The organism is Methylophilus sp. E2MeOHC9 (assembly GCF_058744375.1).
In genome coordinates this window covers 877,493-894,264 of the sequence record NZ_CP196024.1, presented here as the reverse complement: position 1 = coordinate 894,264, position 16,772 = coordinate 877,493, and the positions used below count along the sequence as shown (strand labels likewise).

General features: G+C 52.8%; 16 protein-coding genes. 7 read left to right on the top strand and 9 right to left on the bottom strand.

Going from position 1 to position 16,772, the window contains the following annotated elements; translation table 11 throughout:
- The first annotated feature begins 23 nt into the window (after positions 1-23).
- The 6 genes from ACSSVF_RS04325 (at position 24) to ACSSVF_RS04300 (ending at position 5,098) form a co-directional block, all read left to right on the top strand.
- A complete protein-coding gene (locus ACSSVF_RS04325; protein WP_492405739.1) occupies positions 24-1,208 on the top strand; it encodes an ABC transporter substrate-binding protein in 1,185 nt (394 codons plus the stop codon).
- Positions 1,205-2,269, top strand: coding sequence for a FecCD family ABC transporter permease (locus tag ACSSVF_RS04320; protein ID WP_492405738.1), 1,065 nt, complete (start codon positions 1,205-1,207; stop codon positions 2,267-2,269). The genes ACSSVF_RS04325 and ACSSVF_RS04320 overlap by 4 nt, the downstream gene beginning before the upstream one ends.
- Positions 2,266-3,048, top strand: a complete 783-nt coding sequence (locus ACSSVF_RS04315; RefSeq protein WP_492405737.1) for an ABC transporter ATP-binding protein — start codon at positions 2,266-2,268, stop codon at positions 3,046-3,048. The genes ACSSVF_RS04320 and ACSSVF_RS04315 overlap by 4 nt, the downstream gene beginning before the upstream one ends.
- A 77-nt stretch (positions 3,049-3,125) precedes the next feature.
- Complete coding sequence (locus tag ACSSVF_RS04310; RefSeq protein ID WP_492405736.1) at positions 3,126-3,416, top strand: DUF2218 domain-containing protein; 291 nt, start codon at positions 3,126-3,128, stop codon at positions 3,414-3,416.
- A gap of 190 nt (positions 3,417-3,606) precedes the next feature.
- Positions 3,607-3,762, top strand: a complete 156-nt coding sequence (locus tag ACSSVF_RS04305) for a hypothetical protein (RefSeq protein ID WP_484180018.1) — start codon at positions 3,607-3,609, stop codon at positions 3,760-3,762.
- A gap of 184 nt (positions 3,763-3,946) precedes the next feature.
- On the top strand, positions 3,947-5,098 hold the full coding sequence (locus ACSSVF_RS04300; protein WP_492405735.1) for a catalase family protein: 1,152 nt from the start codon (positions 3,947-3,949) through the stop codon (positions 5,096-5,098).
- Positions 5,099-5,228: 130 nt separating this feature from the next.
- Here ACSSVF_RS04300 and ACSSVF_RS04295 read toward each other — a convergent pair whose 3' ends face one another.
- From ACSSVF_RS04295 to ACSSVF_RS04270, 6 genes are read right to left on the bottom strand one after another with little or no spacing between them, the layout of a single operon-like run.
- The gene (locus tag ACSSVF_RS04295) at positions 5,229-6,197 is read right to left on the bottom strand and encodes a vWA domain-containing protein (RefSeq protein ID WP_492405734.1); all 969 of its coding nucleotides are present in this window, start codon (positions 6,195-6,197) and stop codon (positions 5,229-5,231) included.
- A complete protein-coding gene (locus ACSSVF_RS04290; RefSeq protein ID WP_492405733.1) occupies positions 6,194-6,757 on the bottom strand; it encodes a hypothetical protein in 564 nt (187 codons plus the stop codon). The genes ACSSVF_RS04295 and ACSSVF_RS04290 overlap by 4 nt, the downstream gene beginning before the upstream one ends.
- Entirely contained in the window at positions 6,754-7,719 is a 966-nt protein-coding gene (locus ACSSVF_RS04285) for a vWA domain-containing protein (protein WP_492405732.1), read from the bottom strand. Before ACSSVF_RS04285 ends, ACSSVF_RS04290 begins: the two co-directional genes overlap by 4 nt.
- A complete protein-coding gene (locus tag ACSSVF_RS04280) occupies positions 7,716-8,684 on the bottom strand; it encodes a hypothetical protein (protein WP_492405731.1) in 969 nt (322 codons plus the stop codon). The genes ACSSVF_RS04285 and ACSSVF_RS04280 overlap by 4 nt, the downstream gene beginning before the upstream one ends.
- A gap of 58 nt (positions 8,685-8,742) precedes the next feature.
- Positions 8,743-9,651 carry a DUF58 domain-containing protein gene (locus ACSSVF_RS04275; RefSeq protein WP_492405730.1) on the bottom strand — a complete coding sequence of 303 codons (909 nt, stop codon included), beginning with the start codon at positions 9,649-9,651 and terminating at the stop codon, positions 8,743-8,745.
- Between the two features lie 8 nt (positions 9,652-9,659).
- Complete coding sequence (locus ACSSVF_RS04270) at positions 9,660-10,709, bottom strand: AAA family ATPase (RefSeq protein WP_492405729.1); 1,050 nt, start codon at positions 10,707-10,709, stop codon at positions 9,660-9,662.
- A 192-nt stretch (positions 10,710-10,901) separates the two neighbouring features.
- Between ACSSVF_RS04270 and pdxR the strand changes: the two genes are divergently transcribed.
- Positions 10,902-12,368, top strand: coding sequence for a MocR-like pyridoxine biosynthesis transcription factor PdxR (gene pdxR, locus ACSSVF_RS04265; RefSeq protein ID WP_492405728.1), 1,467 nt, complete (start codon positions 10,902-10,904; stop codon positions 12,366-12,368).
- A gap of 79 nt (positions 12,369-12,447) precedes the next feature.
- On the opposite strand, the gene ACSSVF_RS04260 is transcribed toward pdxR, so the two are convergent.
- The 3 genes from ACSSVF_RS04260 to ACSSVF_RS04250 form a co-directional block, all read right to left on the bottom strand.
- Positions 12,448-13,884, bottom strand: coding sequence for an aminotransferase-like domain-containing protein (locus tag ACSSVF_RS04260; protein WP_492405727.1), 1,437 nt, complete (start codon positions 13,882-13,884; stop codon positions 12,448-12,450).
- Positions 13,885-13,975: 91 nt separating this feature from the next.
- On the bottom strand, positions 13,976-14,296 hold the full coding sequence (locus ACSSVF_RS04255) for a hypothetical protein (protein ID WP_492405726.1): 321 nt from the start codon (positions 14,294-14,296) through the stop codon (positions 13,976-13,978).
- Positions 14,286-16,610 carry an FdhF/YdeP family oxidoreductase gene (locus ACSSVF_RS04250; RefSeq protein WP_492405725.1) on the bottom strand — a complete coding sequence of 775 codons (2,325 nt, stop codon included), beginning with the start codon at positions 16,608-16,610 and terminating at the stop codon, positions 14,286-14,288. The genes ACSSVF_RS04255 and ACSSVF_RS04250 overlap by 11 nt, the downstream gene beginning before the upstream one ends.
- Positions 16,611-16,772: the final 162 nt, after the last annotated feature.

Genomic DNA, 16,772 nt, shown 5'->3' with positions numbered 1-16,772 from the left:
CTTATTTGATTGGATGTATTTGTATGATTTCTGCGCACTACAGACGCATGGCCCGCATTGTTTTTGCATGGATAGCAAGCTTGCTATTAACCTGTGGTTTAGCACCACTCTCTGCGCAAGCAGCTCACAATAGCGTGACTGACCTGGCCGGGCGTCACATTACGCTGCCGGTAAAAAACGAGCGTATATTGCTGGGTGAAGCACGCTTATTGCCAGCCATTGCCATTCTGGAACAGGCAAATCTTGACCGCCGTATTATCGGTATGCCTAGAGACTTTGAGCAACTGGATCCACGCGGATTTGCGCAGTTTGTGCAACGTTATCCTGAACTGCGTAATGTGGCACATACTGGCCGTACCAATGCTGAAAGTTTCAGCGTTGAATTAGCGCTTTCGCTCAAACCGGACATCGCTATTTTTGGCCTTGAAGGTCATGGCCCCAGCCCTGACAATAAAGAAGTCATCGCACAGTTGACCAAGGCTGGCGTCACTGTGGTGTTTGTCGATTTCCGTAAAGAGCCCTTGTTGAATACGGCCCGCAGTATTGAGGTATTGGGCCAGGTGCTAAACCGGGAAAAACAGGCCCAGGCGTTTGTCACTGAATATCAGCGTCAGTTGAACATCGTCACTCATCGACTGGCAACTTTAAAAACACCAGGCCCGACTGTTTTTCTTGAAAACCGTGTTGGCCTGAGTGATGAATGCTGCGCCACCATGAGTAATGGTTTGATGGGCATCATGCTTAAAGCTGCCGGTGGCCGTAATATTGCCAGTGAAATGATTCCCGGCGCATTTGGCAATCTGAGCCTTGAATACCTGATCAGCCACCCGCCAGATCAATATATAGGCACCGCCATCGGCGCGCCGGAAACCATAGAGAAAATGCCGCTGCGGATTGTGCTGGGCGCAGGGGTAGACCGCAAAACCGCCGATGACTCATTGAAACTCGCCTTGCAACGCAAAGGGATTGCCACGTTGCCCGCCGTCAGAAAAGGCGATGCGCATGGCATCTGGCACCACTTTTATTCTTCGCCATTTAATGTAGTCGCGGTGCAGGTGTTTGCCAAATGGTTACATCCGCAATTATTCGCCGACCTCGACCCGCAAAAAACCCTGTCGCTGTTTTACGAACGTTTCCAGCCAGTGCCGCTAGACGGAGAGTATTGGACGTCACTGCCAGCCACGCCACAGAATACCCCTTCCCGATGAAACCATCTCCAAGGCCAGCGCTCACCCTGGCGCAGCAGTATGCCGCACATATCCGTCGGCGCTTGTTTGCACTGTTGCTGCTTATGCTGCTACTGACAACTGCGTTTGTGCTTGACCTGGCGACCGGGCCCGCCAGCCTTTCTTACCATACGCTCTGGCAAGGCTTAGTCGCACCGCAACAACTGGATGAAAGCCTGCAGATCATCCTGTGGGATGTACGCCTGCCTTACGCGGTAATGGCGATTCTGGTGGGTGCCGCGCTTGGGCTATCCGGGGCGCAAATGCAAACCGTGCTCAATAATCCGCTCGCCAGCCCTTTCACCCTGGGTTTATCCGCGGCGGCCACCGTCGGCGCGTCGCTGGCTATCGTCACTGGTTTCTCATTTTTTGGCCTGGGGCCAGACCTGACCTTGCCCATTTGTGCGTTTATAGGCGCGACGGTGGCGGCTTTACTGATCCAGTTCCTGGCGTGGCGTTCTGGCGCCTCTGCCCATGCCGTGCTGTTGTTCGGCATTGCCCTGATGTTTACGTTTGAGGCGGTGCTATGGCTGCTGCAATTCCTGGCTGATAGCAATGCATTACAGCAAATCGTGTTCTGGAGTATGGGTAGCCTGGCTCGCGCCACCTGGCCAAAAATCGGCGTTTTGGCAACGGTGTTTTTGCTATGCGCACTATGGTCGCAAACCCAAGCCTGGTCGCTGACCACCTTGCGCATAGGCGAAGATCACGCCCGTAGCAGTGGCGTGGCGGTGGAACGCTTGCGTTTAATGAGCCTGGTTCGTGTTTGCCTGATGACGGCCACGGCACTTTCTTTTGTCGGCACCATCGGTTTTGTGGGCCTGGTCGGGCCGCATATTGCCAGGCTGATGCTGGGTGAAGATCATCGTTTCTACCTGCCAGCCAGTGCATTGGCTGGGGGGTTGATGCTGTCGTGCGCTTCTATCCTGAGCAAGACTTTAATCCCCGGCATTGTATTGCCGGTGGGCATTTTAACCGCCTTGGTCGGTGTGCCGGTGTTCATGCTGCTGATCCTGCGCAACCAGGGAGGCCTGCGCACATGAGCCTGATCCTCAAAGACTTTGGTGTCAGTTATGGCAACACCGCATTGATGAAAGATATCAATATCGATGCGTTGCCTGCTGGCCAGATCATCGCCCTGGTCGGCGCCAATGGCGCTGGCAAATCGTCCATATTGCGTGCGCTGGCTGGCCTTGGTCAGATGCATGGCCAGGCATTGCTCGATGCCCATGACCTGGGACGCATGCCCATGCTGTTACGTGCCCGGCAGGTGGCTTATATGCCGCAAAGCTTGCCACAAGCTTCATCGCTCAACGTCTATGAGTCGGTGTTGAGCGCCCTGCGCACGGCTTGTCCGCAATTGAGCGCGGCAACCAGCCATGCGCGTAACGCGCAGGTATTTAGCGAACTGGGACTGGAAAGCCTGGCCATGCAGCCCCTCAATCAATTATCCGGCGGCCAACGACAGATGATAGGCCTGGCGCAACTGTTGGCGCGCGAACCGCGCCTGCTGTTACTGGATGAACCCACCAGCGCACTGGATCTGCGCTGGCAACTATGCCTGCTAGAAGCCCTGCGCACGCATGTACGGCAACACCAGACCATCTGCCTGATGGCGATACACGACCTCAATCTGGCGATCCGTTTTTGCGACAGCATGCTGGTGCTGGCTGACCGACACCTGATTGCCCGTGGTGCACCTGGCCAGATACTGACACCTGCACTTTTAGCGCAAGCCTATGGCATCACCGCGCGCATCGAGACCTGTTCACTCGGCTCTGCCATGGTGATTGCCGAACGGGCGATCAACCTGAACCCATGACGAAACAAACTTGAAATAGCGTGTCAGTCAATCATCCCAAAAACACTACCCACTATAAAAACGCAGGAGAGAGATACATGCACCACTTGAAAGGCCGTTTGCCCACCCATGAACCTAGCCGCTATCTGGTAGGTCTATGTAGTCACTTCCGGCGCAAAATCGACGTCGAATATAACGAGCAACAAGGGCTTGCCCATTTCCCTTGGGGTGACTGCGTACTCAAGGCACAGGAAGGCGCGCTGGAATTTGAATGCCATGCCATTTCCGATGAAAACCTGAAACAACTGCAATTCGTGTTGAATGAACACATTGCGCTGTTCTCACGCAGGACACCGATGACCGTAGACTGGCAGTCGCCGGTGACCTGATCACTGCAAGGATGATAAAGAAATTCCTACAAAACAATAAGAAAAATCCTTATTAAATATTTACAATTTAAGGCGTAACCTGCAATTGTCGCGTTTGAAATGGATCTCGCATTCATTTTCACAACAAGACACACGGCAGCCTTAGCGGCTGCCGTTTGCACTCACTTGAATCTGATTAAGGAGTATTCAAATGCCCAGAGGCTCCAACCCCAAGCGTGAACGTGAATACCAAGCCTTAAAGACCGAATTCAAAAAAGATCACCGATACCCGGGCCGTGAAGAAGAAGTCGCCGCCAGGATTGTGAATAAACAAAGAAAACGCGCTGGCGAAACTAAAGAGTCTTGAATGTTTTAAAGTCGTGAGCTTTGGAATGTGGCCTAATAGCAAGGGCGATCAATCATTCAGCCCATGCTCACGGCGGCAACACTTTCAGTCTTTTTGATGAATGGCTTTTATGTTTTATCTAAAAATGTAAATCACAAGTTTGTTTGTCAATAAACACTCTTGCGTATGGGAAGTGGGGGTTTATATGCAACCAACCGTGGGCTCAAGAATTTCGCCACTCGAATATCATCCAGCCTATGAAGTGCTTGATGAGCAAATAATGACCGAAGGCGCATCGGGGGAAATCGTGCCGGACGAAAGTAAAACCAGGCGTAAAGAAAACCTGCAATATACCCTGCGCAAGATCTCTGAAACCACTAACCATCATTCCGCTTATTCCGCACGTAGTGTGCATGGCAAAAGCCATGGGCTGATTTATGCAGAAATGGAGATTTATGACCATCTGCCTGAACATTTAGCGCAAGGCATGTTTGCAACGCCGAAAAAACTGCCTCTGGTGATGCGTTTTTCTACCGTGCCAGGCGATATCCTGAATGACAAATTATGCACGCCGCGCAGCCTGGCCATCAAGATACTGGGTGTAGAAGGTGAAAGACTCAGCGGCAGCGAAGAAGCCACTACGCAAAACTTCCTGTTTGTGAACGGCTCCAGCTTTTTGTCTTCCAGCGTGCAGCAATTTTTATCCAACCTGAAGATACTCGCCAACACAGACAACACGCCTGAATTCAAACAGTTTCTCGCCCAAATACTGCAAGCCACCTCGACACTGATAGCCTCATTGAGCGGTGGCCGCGAAAGGCTGATGAACAATGAGGGGCAGCCGGAAACCAATATCCTCGGCGAAACCTACTTTAGCCAGGACCCTATTTTGTATGGTAATTTCATGGCAAAAGTTGCGCTCGTGCCGATTGCGCCTTCGCTGATTGCCCTGACCAATAAGCCTATCGATGTCAGCTTTGCTTCCGATAGCCTGAAAAAATCGGTGGTGGATTTTTTTATTACGCACACGGCCGAATGGGAGTTGCGTATCCAGTTGTGCACCGATATCAACAAAATGCCGATTGAGGATTCCTCGGTGGTCTGGTCTGAAGATGTATCGCCGTATTTCCCGGTGGCCAAGATTACCGCCAAACCGCAAATTGCCTGGAGCCCTTATCGCTCACAAGTGGTGGATAATGGCATGATGTTCTCGCCCTGGCATGGCATCAAATCGCACCGGCCATTGGGCTCGGTGATGCGTTTGCGCAAAATCACATATGAAATGTCCAAACACACCAATGCCATGTCGATCGGAAAAGCCATTCCTGAACCTACTCATTTAGATGACTTGTGCTAGCAGCCTCGTATTAAATGGCTGCAGATCTTGATGAAAAACGGCAACCAGATTGGTCGCCGTTTTTATTGATGGGGTTTGTGAAAGCGCTTACTGGTCTATTTTTAACTTGGCGCTTTCACGCGGTCAACACTCACCTGGCAACATTGCGGTAACGCAACCGATAAGCCAGCAAATCTGGAATATAAGTCGCGATCACCATCAGTGCAGCCAGTGTCAAGAACAACCATTTCACTGAATAACTGGTCACAAATTTTGCTGCCGGGGTTTGCGATTGCACAAACTCATAAAACGCCGGTTGGTCCACACCTTCAATATATTGCCCTTTGATATCCGAAGCCAACTCTTTCAAATGCTCCACATCTTGGCTGGATAAATAACGGTCAAATTCAGCATAAGCCACCGGGGGGTCCGGGTCGTCTTTACTGGCATCGTTGTAATTCACACCGCCGCCCGCGCTTTCGGCGGCTGCATCGGTGCCCCAGTAACCGACAAACTTGTTGTTGGCGTTAAAGCGTTTGATGGGCGAAGGCTCAGTGCCGCCTATGCCAACAAAAATCACATTTTTGCCTATGCGCACATCGCTGATATCCAGCTTGTTAATACCGTTGGCTTTCGGGGCTTCATCGCCATCGGTAAAAAACAGCATTTGCGCGGGAATATTCAGGTAGTCAAAAGTGGCCTCTGCCGCTTTCACACCAAACGTCATACGGCTATTACCGCTCCAGGCCATACGCCATTCCAGGTGATTAATACTATCGGTGATGATGTCAAAGTTAGCGCACACTTCCAGTGGCATAAACAACAGCGCCACATTCTCGGCCGCAAACACGCCAACGCTGACATAGGTGCCACAAGGCGAAGTTTTCACTACCTGCTTCATCAGGTGTTGTGTATAAGCCAGCCGTGTTGCAGGCTTATCAGCCACCTTCATATCCTCTGCATTCATGCTTTGCGAGATATCGGCCAGTAACAGATAGTTATGCACTTCCTGCTTGAGTTGAATCTCCGGTTTGACCAGCGCTAGCACCAGGAAAATCATGGCGCCCAGCAGCAAGGCCGTTTCGTAGTTTTCTTTTAACAGTGTAAAAAAGCGTTTCATGGCAGCCCCTGCGGCAGATTACTGATCTCCAGGCCTGAAGGATCTTGCGGCACGGTCTTGATATGCTTGGGAATCACGCCATGCAACAGGCTCAGGTTGAATTTGGCTGCCTGGTTGTGTGGGTCCAGCTTCAGTGCCTGCTCATAGGAGGCACGTGCCTGCAGATAATCGAATTTTGCCTGCTCCTGAATCGCACCATCAGCTTCAACCAGGCGCTGCAAACCAGCACGGAACAAGTGATTACCGATATTGAAATGAATCTTTGATTTCAGCAACTGGTCAGGCTCGAACACATGCTCATCCTGCTTTTTTGGGGCTTCCAGCAACTGGCCGAAATTCTGGCTGGCATGTTTGAAATTGCCGGTTTTACCTTGCTGGTAAGCATCGGCAAATTTGCGGTGGAATGCAAACTGGTCGCCTTCCAGCACCTCACCACCTTGCAAAATGCTGTTGGCAGAGGCGATATTACTCACCTGGAAACCTTCGTAAACACTGCCGGCCAGCCCGACGAAGAACAATAGCCCCAGTACTTGGTTTTTGCGCGTTAAATGGTTTTTCATTCATACACCCTTAGATTTTTAATGCCCAGGATCAACAACACCAACACCAGTGCACTGATCACAAATATTTTGGAATAATCAAAACCGGCAATGGTCTCGTTATATTTAATGACCTTTTTCTCACGTGAATCGATGTCATTGATCGCTGATTGCAAGGTCTCCGGGTTATCAGCTTCATACGCCTTGTATTTCAGCCCCAGTGACTGGAAATATTTGTGCAACACGATAGAGTTGGGTGTGCGGCCTTCGTCATATTCCTCTTTGGAGAAAATGCTGGCCTCGCCCGGTTCGCGTAGCATGATCCAGTAGATACTCAGCTTGCGGCTCTTCAGGCGTTCGCTCAGTAAGAATTTCACGCGTGGGCTCAGCTTGCCCGCCCCATCTGATAATAAAATCACGGCGCGCGAACCGGAGCTCTGGATGTTGTCGAACAGGCCGACCGCTTCAGTCAACCCGGCGCCGATATTGGTCTGGTTCAGTGATGGACTGGTTGCCGCCACGATCGCCGCATGGATAGCATCACGGTTGGTGGTGATTTTGATGCCGTATAGCGCGGAGTTGGTGAAACCGACCACGCCCATCATATCGTTGGGCCGTGAATCAATAAACTGGGTAATAATCCGCCGCGCAGTGGCGGATTTGATCTCCGCCACGTGTCCTGAAGAATCACCGGCAAACGGGTGATCCATACTCACACTGCGGTCTATCACCATCACCGTTTGTGCGCCCTTGCCTACCCTTGGCACCTGCTCATCCGAACCTCTGGGGGAGGCCAGCGCAAACACAATGCTGAGCAACAACAACGACATGATGACTTTGACTGCCAGGTTCAGGCGGTCAGAAAATTGGTCTTCGGGGACGATATCCAGCCAGCTGTAATGCTGGCCCTGATGGCCTTTTAACCAGAAAGGCAGCAGCGCAATCGGCAATAGCGCAAATGCCCACGGATGCAAAATAATCATGCCACGCCCCGCTCGCAATCACGCAGCTGCTTGCTGAGTTGCACCAGTTGCGCAATCACCTGCTGGCTGTCATGCGTCTTTACATCATACAAGGATTGATTAGACGCCTCAAAGAACTGCGTGATTTCACGTTGCATGCCCTTAAAGCCAGGGCGCAAACGCATAAACTCTTCGATATCCCGCGCAAAAATATTGGCACCGTAATGCTGGTTAAATGCCTGGTGCAAATACACCAGGGCTTTTTTCTCTTCCACCGCTGTTTTCGGTTTGGATGACTTTGCCAGGCGCTTGAGCTGGCGATGTGCACGGGCAAAAGCGCCGCCCATGAATGGTAACCAGTGGCCATCGGCATTGATATAAAGCAAGGCCGCCAGGCTGGCAATCAGCAAGGTCAAAAACAGCCCCAGGCGTTGCTGGTCTGCGCCGCTAGCGATCAATGGCGTCTTGAATTCTGGCAGCAGGTTTTTCTTGGCGGTGGCAGTACCACCGGTGACCAGGGGCGAAAACCAGAAGCCCCAGGCAGGCACGTCAACAGTCGCGGCGCTCGCACCGGTGAATGTGAGTTTTTCAGTGGGTAGATGCATCACACTGGGGTAAGTCCTGACAGCAAATACCTGGTAGCTGAGTTGCAGGGTGTATTGAGTGTGGCCAGATTGCGGCTGGGCTTGTAGCGCCACATCGACCAACTCAATGCCGTCATGCTTGCTGCCTTTTTTAGGCAGGGCATTTTCGGCCAGTGTATACGCTGTTGGCGCATCTACCACCACCGTTCTGTTGAGCACATCGCCAATATGCACGCCATTGGTAGACGGTGGATTAGTCACTGTCACCGATGGCGCCGAAGGGTTGGCAGGGGACACTGCCTCTTCTGCCATCACGCTATCGGCCGTGAATAATAAGCTGGCGACTAGCAGCAGGCGTTGCAGCGCCTGGCGGTTTGTCATGGTTGAAATTTGATTGTACATGGTTGTATATTTCGCTTATTTAACGGGTTATCACTGTTTGTCTGTTCACAAAACGTGGTCACATGGCTTGTTCAAAATAATGCGTCATCAGCTCTGGCCTGTAGTCACCGTGCATAAACAAGGCCGGGCTATCAAAGCGCAAGAACAATGCTTCCAGTGCGTGCCTGCGTGCATTGAATGCAGCTAGGAATTTTGCTTTCACTTCGCTGCGGAAAAACAGGGTGCGGTTGAGTCCGGTTTCTAGATCTATCATGGTGCCAAAACCAAACTTGGGCAGTTTCTTGTATTCCTCGTCATCCCACAGCACGATAGGAATGACTTTATGTGCCGACATCGCCAGCAAGGTTTTTTCGATCAGGTGCAGTGGCATATGGAAGTCTGAGATCCAGAACACCAGCGCACGCGTCTGGCCGAGGAAATTGGGCACATCCGTCACGCCCTCCACGCCTATGCGCAAATGCTGGTAGTCCTGCAACAAGGCAATCGCCGCTTTACTCTGGTGCAGATTGCGGCTCAGCGGCAAGGTAAAGTCTTCGATCACCTGCTGGTTATAGCCAATAAACCCAAACAGATCGCCAGCGTTGTAAGCCGAATTCGCCACCGCCGTGGCGATCTCGATCGCGGTATCCAGCTTGCGCTTGCGGCCGCGAAATTGCATGGAGCTGGATAAATCACAGACGGCATAAATCGGCGTCGTGCTGTCCTGGTTAAACTGCCGCACTTGCACCTGCTCAAACGGGTCGCGTATGGTCTGGCGCAAATCCATGCGCCGCGCATCCGGGTAATCGACCAGGTTGACTGTGCCGCGGTAGTCCGAGCCCAGGCCACGCTGCGTACCGGCATGGTCACCCAGTTGTATGCTGTCTGATTTCCAGCCAATCACATACTCGAATGGCCGCGCATAGCTCGCATCGTCCTGCTGCTCAGGCGGCTGCTTGTCAGTCTTTTTAATGAATGAACGTATCATTGCTGGCTTTAAGCTGCTTTGCTGAATGCCAGGCTAGGCACCGCAAGCGTGCGGATGATATTGGTGGTCAGTTCACGCGCCAGTGCCGTCCTGCGGTTTTCATAAGCTGCGTTAAACACCAGGCGGTGCGAGATCACTTCGTGGAACACCGCATGGATATCTTCCGGGTACAGGCTATCGCGGCCATTCAGCCAGGCATTCACACGCGCGGCTTTCATCAGCATGCCCATGCCGCGTGGGCTGGCGCCGGTCTGGATCACGCGACCGACATCGACACTGTCCATGGTCACGCCAAATTTCTCCGGGCTCTGCGTCGCATCCCACAAGTCCATGGTGTACTCTTCCAGTACATCGCTGGATTTAATGTGGTCTTGCAGCAGGTCAGAAAACGCATTCAACTGGTCGAATTTCAGGATATCGTTCTCCACCTGTTGCGTCAGTTTTTCGGCATGCTGGAACTTGGTATTGAACACCAGTGATTTTTTCAGCTCGCGGTCAGTCGGGATCTCAATCGGGATCTCCATCATGAAACGGTCACGCGCCGCAGACGGGATCTCAAACGTCTCGTTCTTTTCCACCTGGTTACGGTCGGCAAACACGATCATGTGCGGCATGCGGTATTCTTTTTTAAACGCGCTGATATGGCGTTCAGCCATCACTCGCAACATCAGCGCATGCACTTGCGGCCGCGCCCGGTTGATCTCGTTAAAGAAAAACACGGACAAGTTTTCACCGGCACGCAGCAACGGGCCTTCGTCGATCTGCGGGCGACCATCCGGTCCGAGGAAGGTATGGTAGATCAGGTCGTTCGGCATCAGATCGACCGTGCCTTCGATCCGCTCGTAAGCACCGCCGATACCGCGTGCAATCGATTGCAGCAAAGTGGTTTTACCCACGCCTACGCCGCCATCCAGCAACACATGCCCGCGAGCAAAAATCGCAATGTTCATCAAACGAATGGCTTTGCTCTGTCCTACGATCACCTGGTTGACCTGTTTTTCCAGGTTCAGTGCATGGTTACGCCAATCTGCCAATTGAATATCTAATGAAGCGGACATGAATCTTTCCTTTAATAGAATGTTTCAAAAATGTAACAGAATGTAACTAGTCCACAATCCTCCAGTTTTGAGAACTTTGCTGGTCCAGCTGAATATGCGATATAGTGAAGGTTACATAGTCCAGATTCAGACTAAAGAAAAGGGATTTTTTCCCGCCGTTTGGAGTTTTCCAGGCGGGTGGAGACGTGAAAAATGCTACGTTCGTGGAGCCTTAAACTAACCATTACCGAAACTTCGGGTTTACCGGTCTACCTGCAAATCGCCCAGCAAATCATGGAAGAGATCCAGCGCGGTCGTTTAGCCCCTTCCACCGCCATGCCCGGCACGCGTGAGCTGGCCGAGAAATTGCAGGTGAACCGCAAAACAGTGATCCTGGCCTATGATGAACTGATCGCCCAGGGTTGGCTGGTTTCCGAGCAGCGCAGAGGTTCGTTTGTTTCGGCCAACCTGCCCAACTTCAATGCGCAGCCGCAAAACTCAAAAACCAGCAAACAACCCGCCAACGTGGTGGAAGCCACCAATCACCCGTTACTGAGTTATCAATCACCGGTGGATGGCGTCATAGATTTCAATGATGGCATCCCCGATTCGCGGCTGATCCCGTTCAATATCCTGTCGCGCGCTTTCCGCCATGCACTGATAGGTTCCAGCAAGGGCAAAAGCCTGGGTTACGGTGATCCGCGCGGCACACTGGCGTTACGCCAATCGATTGCCACCATGCTGAATATGGAAAGGGGCCTGAGTGTAGATATAGACCAGATCTGTATCGCACGCGGCAGCCAGATGGGCATTTTCCTGGCCGCACGCGTATTGACCCGGCCAGGTGACCATATCGTGGTCGAGCAGCTCAGCTACCCGGCGGCAAAAGAAGCATTCCGGTCTTGCGGCGCAACCATCCTCACTGTAGGGCAAGACAAACACGGCATAGACGTCACCGCGCTGGAAAAACTGTGCCAGAAACAGCCTATCCGCGCCATTTATGTCACGCCGCATCACCAGTTCCCCACCACCGTGATCATGACTGCCGAACGACGCCTGAAACTGCTGATGCTGGCCGAACAATATGACTTCACCATTGTTGAAGACGATTACGACCACGAATTCCATTTTTCGCATCACCCGGTGTTTCCACTGGCCAGTACCAACCACGGCGGCCGCGTCATGTATGTAGGCTCCCTCTCCAAAGTGCTCGCCCCGGGTTTACGCGTAGGTTACCTGGTGGCAACACCCGGCCTGATAGACCGCTGTGCCAAAGAAGTCATGCTGATAGACCGGCAAGGTAATTCCATCACTGAACTGGCGGTGGCTGAACTGATGGATTCCGGTGAAATCAAGCGCCATATCCGCCGCACCTTCAAAGTCTATAACGAACGTAGAAACCTGCTGATTGCGCTGGTTAAAAAAGAACTGAAAGAATATGTGACCTTTGATGCACCGGATGGTGGCCTCGCCATCTGGCTACGTCTGAAAGAAGGGATAAATGTAGAGACAGTCGCGGCACACGGATTGAAACATCAGGTACGCATCCTGCCCGGCACCCTGTTTTCAGAATCCGAACAAAGCGTGCATGCGATCAGGCTGGGCTTCGGTAGTTTGACGACGACTGAACTGGAAAAAGGTGTCCTGGCTTTAAAGATGGCTTTTGAAACGGCTTTATAACGCAAAGCGCATCAAAAGATCCGGTTTTATTGCATGCTGTCTACTTGTTGGAAAAAAGTGATTCAAACCTTAAACCAAGTTACTCCTGATGCGGTTGTTCGGACGACAGCATCTCACAAGCGATCGCCCCCACATCCCGCACCGCCTGCTCAATGGCTAATGTCCACAAATGGCTGAAATTCAGCCGGATATAGTGGGTGAGGTCTTTTTTGAGGGAAAAAATAGTGCCGGGCGCAACCGTGATGCCGTTGTCGATAGCGGCGCGGTACAACGCCAGTGCATCCAGCGCTGGCGGGAGTTTGACCCAAATGACGTAACCGCCCTTAGGTTCTGAAAGCTGCGTGCCTGGCGGGAAGCTTTGCGCGATCACGTTACGCATCAGCACATAATTCGAGCGCAAGGTATGCCGCAATTGCTTGAGGTGCTGCTCAAAACTATCGCGCTGCATAAACTTGGCAATCGCAATCTGCGGTGCCGAAGTCAGCGACAGGCTATTGAGGAACATCAGCTGTTCCACCTGCTGGCGATAGCGCCCGGCAGTGGTCCAGCCGACACGATAACCCGGCGCCAGCGATTTGGAGAACGACGAGCAATGCAGCACCATGCCCGTTTTATCATAGGCTTTGGCAGGCATAGGCGGCTCGTCGCTGAAATACAGTTCGCTGTAAACATCGTCTTCGATCAGCGGGATCTGCTGCTCGGCCAGAAACGCCACTAAGGCCTGCTTCTTGGCATCCGGCATCACAAAACCGAGTGGATTCTGGAAATTGCTGGTGAGGATGACGGCAGCAATACGCACCTGGACGGTCATGGCACGCAAGGCCTCCAGGTCTATGCCGGATTCCGGGTCCGTGGCTATTTCAGCTACTTTCATACCCAGGCGCTCTACCGTGTGTGCCAGGGCGTAATACCCTGGCGATTCCATGGCAATGATATCGCCGGCCTTGGCCACCGCCTGCAAACACAACGTAATCGCTTCTGTTGCGCCATGCGTAATGACGATATCATCCGGCGACACATCCATGCCATTAGCCAGGTAGCGGCGCGCGATCTGCTGGCGCAGCATTTCATTGCCGGGCGGCAGGTCGCTTAGCACGCCCCACTCGCCCTGGTCATCTGTCAGGGCTTTTTCATACTGGTGGATTTTTTTGAGCGGGAACAGTTGCGGATCAGGGAATGGCGAACCTAGCGGCACGGTACCGAATTCGCGGATGGATTTAAGGGTAGTCAGCACCAGCCGACTGGCATCCACTTCAGAAAGGTTGATATCTTTGGCAAGTGGCGAGGTGTGTTTTTGCTGCAGGCGTTTGCGCAAGGTGACGTAATAGCCAGACTGTGGATGGCTGCTGATGACCCCTTCCTGCTCCAGCAGCAAATAGCTGCGCAACACGGTGCTGATGCTCAGCCCATACTTCTGGCTGGCCTGGCGTACCGAGAAAATCCTGTCCCCAGGCCGTAAAACGCCTTCATCGATCATTGCGCGTATGCGGGCGGCAAACGAGACATAAAGCTTCATGGTGGCCAAGCGAGGGAGGAAAATTCAGGTGTTTTCCATTATACGTCAGCCTGGCCCTGGCTGTCGTTCTACGAATGGCGTGTGCGCCGGCCTAGGCGATTTTCAATACCTGCGAAACTTCTTTGCCGCTAGTGGTGAGGGCAGCGACCAGGCGGTCTTTTTGCATAAATACGTCCACTAGTTGCTGCTCGTTGAGGGCGGTCATTAACCGCTGCACGGTGCTCATGCGAATATCCAGCCGCTTGCAGATGACGGCGAGCGATACCTGCGCGCGGCCTTCTGCATGCTCGGCATGCAGCAACTCCAGGATACTCAGCATCAGCACTGTGCTCCTGTCCAGCGGTGCATAGTCAGCGATAAACGCTTCTTCTACAGGCAATGCATCCTGTATGTAATGACGATCAAGCAGCACGGGCAACCTCAGGCGCAGTGGTTTTTTCGAGGATCACCGGGATAGATTTAGAGGTAGGTGTGCGCGAATCATCAGCCACGCTTTCCAGCGGCACCAGGTTATTGGTTTCCGGGTAATAGCCGCTCAGGCAGCCCTGCGGAATGTCATAAGACACCACCAGGAATTTATCTGCGCGGCGGGTGACACCATCCTGCCAGACGCTGACCAGGTTGACCCAGTCACCGGCCTCAAGTCCCAGGCGCGCAATATCCACCGGGTTCATAAACACCACGCGTCGCTGACCGAACACGCCACGGTAGCGGTCATCCATGCCGTAAATGGTGGTGTTGTACTGGTCGTGCGAGCGGGTGGTCATCAACACAAATAACTGGTCGCCATATTGCTGACGCGCCAGGTGGATAGGCGACTGGTTAGGGATCGCCTGCACCGTGAATTCGGCCTTGCCTGAAGGTGTTTTCCAGATACGCTCGCTGGAAGGCACCGGCATGCGGAAACCGCCCGGTGTCTTGATGCGCTCGTTGTAATCCTTGAATGCCACTGGCATGGTCTGCTCTATCAGGTCGCGGATCTTGCTGTAATCCTTGATCACTTCCAGCCATGGTGTTTTGCTGTGCTTGAGTGTGGCATGCGCCAGGCGCGCCACAATGGCAGGTTCGGAGAGCAGCGTTGTTGAAGCAGGCTTGTTGATGCCGTAAGACACATGCACCATGCTCATGGAGTCTTCCACGGTCACGCCTTGCGGGCCGCTTTCCTGGGTGTCGATCTCGGTACGGCCCAGGCATGGCAGGATCAGTGCTTCTTTGCCATGCACCAGATGGCTGCGATTCAGCTTGGTGGTCACATGCGCGGTCAGGTCGCATTTGCGCATGCCTTCCCAGGTACGGTCGGTGTCCGGCGTCGCAATCGAGAAATTGCCGCCCAGGCCAAAGAATACTTTGCCCTTACCATCTATCATCGCCTGGATAGCTGCGACAGCATCATACCCTGGTGTTTTCGGCACCTTGATATCAAACACACGTTCCAGGCTTTCGAGGAATTCCAGAGGCATCTTTTCATAAATGCCCACTGTGCGGTTGCCCTGCACATTGCTATGGCCGCGCACCGGGCACAGGCCAGCGCCTTCCTTGCCGATATTGCCACGCAGCAACATCAGGTTGACCAGCGTTTTAATGGTGGCCACGCCATGCTTGTGCTGGGTGATGCCCATGCCCCAGGTCGCAATCACGCGGTCACCAGTGGCATAAATACGGGCGATTTCCTCGATCTGTGACAAAGGCACGCCGGATTCAGCAACGATCAAGTCCCAGTTTTCCTGGCGTGCATCTTCCGCAATTGCCTCAAAATTATTGGTGTGCTGTTCAATAAATTCCAGGTCCACCACCCGCTCAGTGCCCTGCCTGATCGCTTCGTCATCCCACTGGATGATGAACTTGATCATGCCTTTAACCAGCGCCAGGTCACCACCCAGTGTTGGCTGGATAAACAGGTCACTGATCTTGCTACCCTTGAAAGACAGCATATCAAACGGGCTTTGCGGGTCGGCAAAACGCTCCAGGCCGCGCTCTTTCAACGGGTTGATCGCGACAATGCGCGCGCCGCGTTTGGCTGCTTCGCGCAACTCGCCCAGCATGCGCGGATGATTGGTGGCCGGGTTCTGGCCGAAGATCAGTATGGTGTCGGCATGCTCAAAATCATGCAGAGTCACCGAGCCCTTGCCTATGCCCACGGTAGGCGGTAAGGCCATGCTGGTAGATTCATGGCAAAGGTTGGAACAATCCGGGAAATTATTGGTGCCGAATTCACGCACGAATAACTGGTAGAGAAAAGCCGCTTCATTCGCCGCGCGGCCAGAGGTATAAAAAATCGCCTCGTTCGGGTCAGCCAATGCATTCAGGTGCGCAGCGATCAACTCAAATGCGCCATCCCAGGAGATTTCTTCGTATTTATCCGTAGCAGCGTTATAGCGCATAGGATGCGTCAATCGACCTTCATTCTCCAGGTCAAAATCGCTCCACCCCATTAGTTCAGTTACTGTGTGTTTGGCAAAAAACGCAGGCGGTGTGCGTTTGGCAGTCGCTTCAGCGGCCACCGCTTTTACGCCGTTTTCACAAAATTCAAAGGTAGAAGTGTGTTCCTTATCCGGCCAGGCACAACCCGGGCAATCAAAGCCATCCGGCTGGTTCTGGGCAAGCAAAGTCATGATGCCCTTGACAGGGATCTTCTGCAGCGCGAGTTGCGCGGCCACTTGCTTGATCGCACCCCAACCGGCGGCAGGGTGGTGATATGGCTTGATGGAGGCTTTTTGTTGCGACATTTTTCCTACTTGCTTGCGAATAAAAGCTGGGGGCTGGTTAAAGCAGAACAGCGAATAAATACGGATTGAGGATTGCAATCATCGTAAGGGAGGTAGCGCAAGGAAACCAGATACAGAAACGGAGAATTTTTAGAGCACAGTTAAAGCACAATCTGTGTGAGG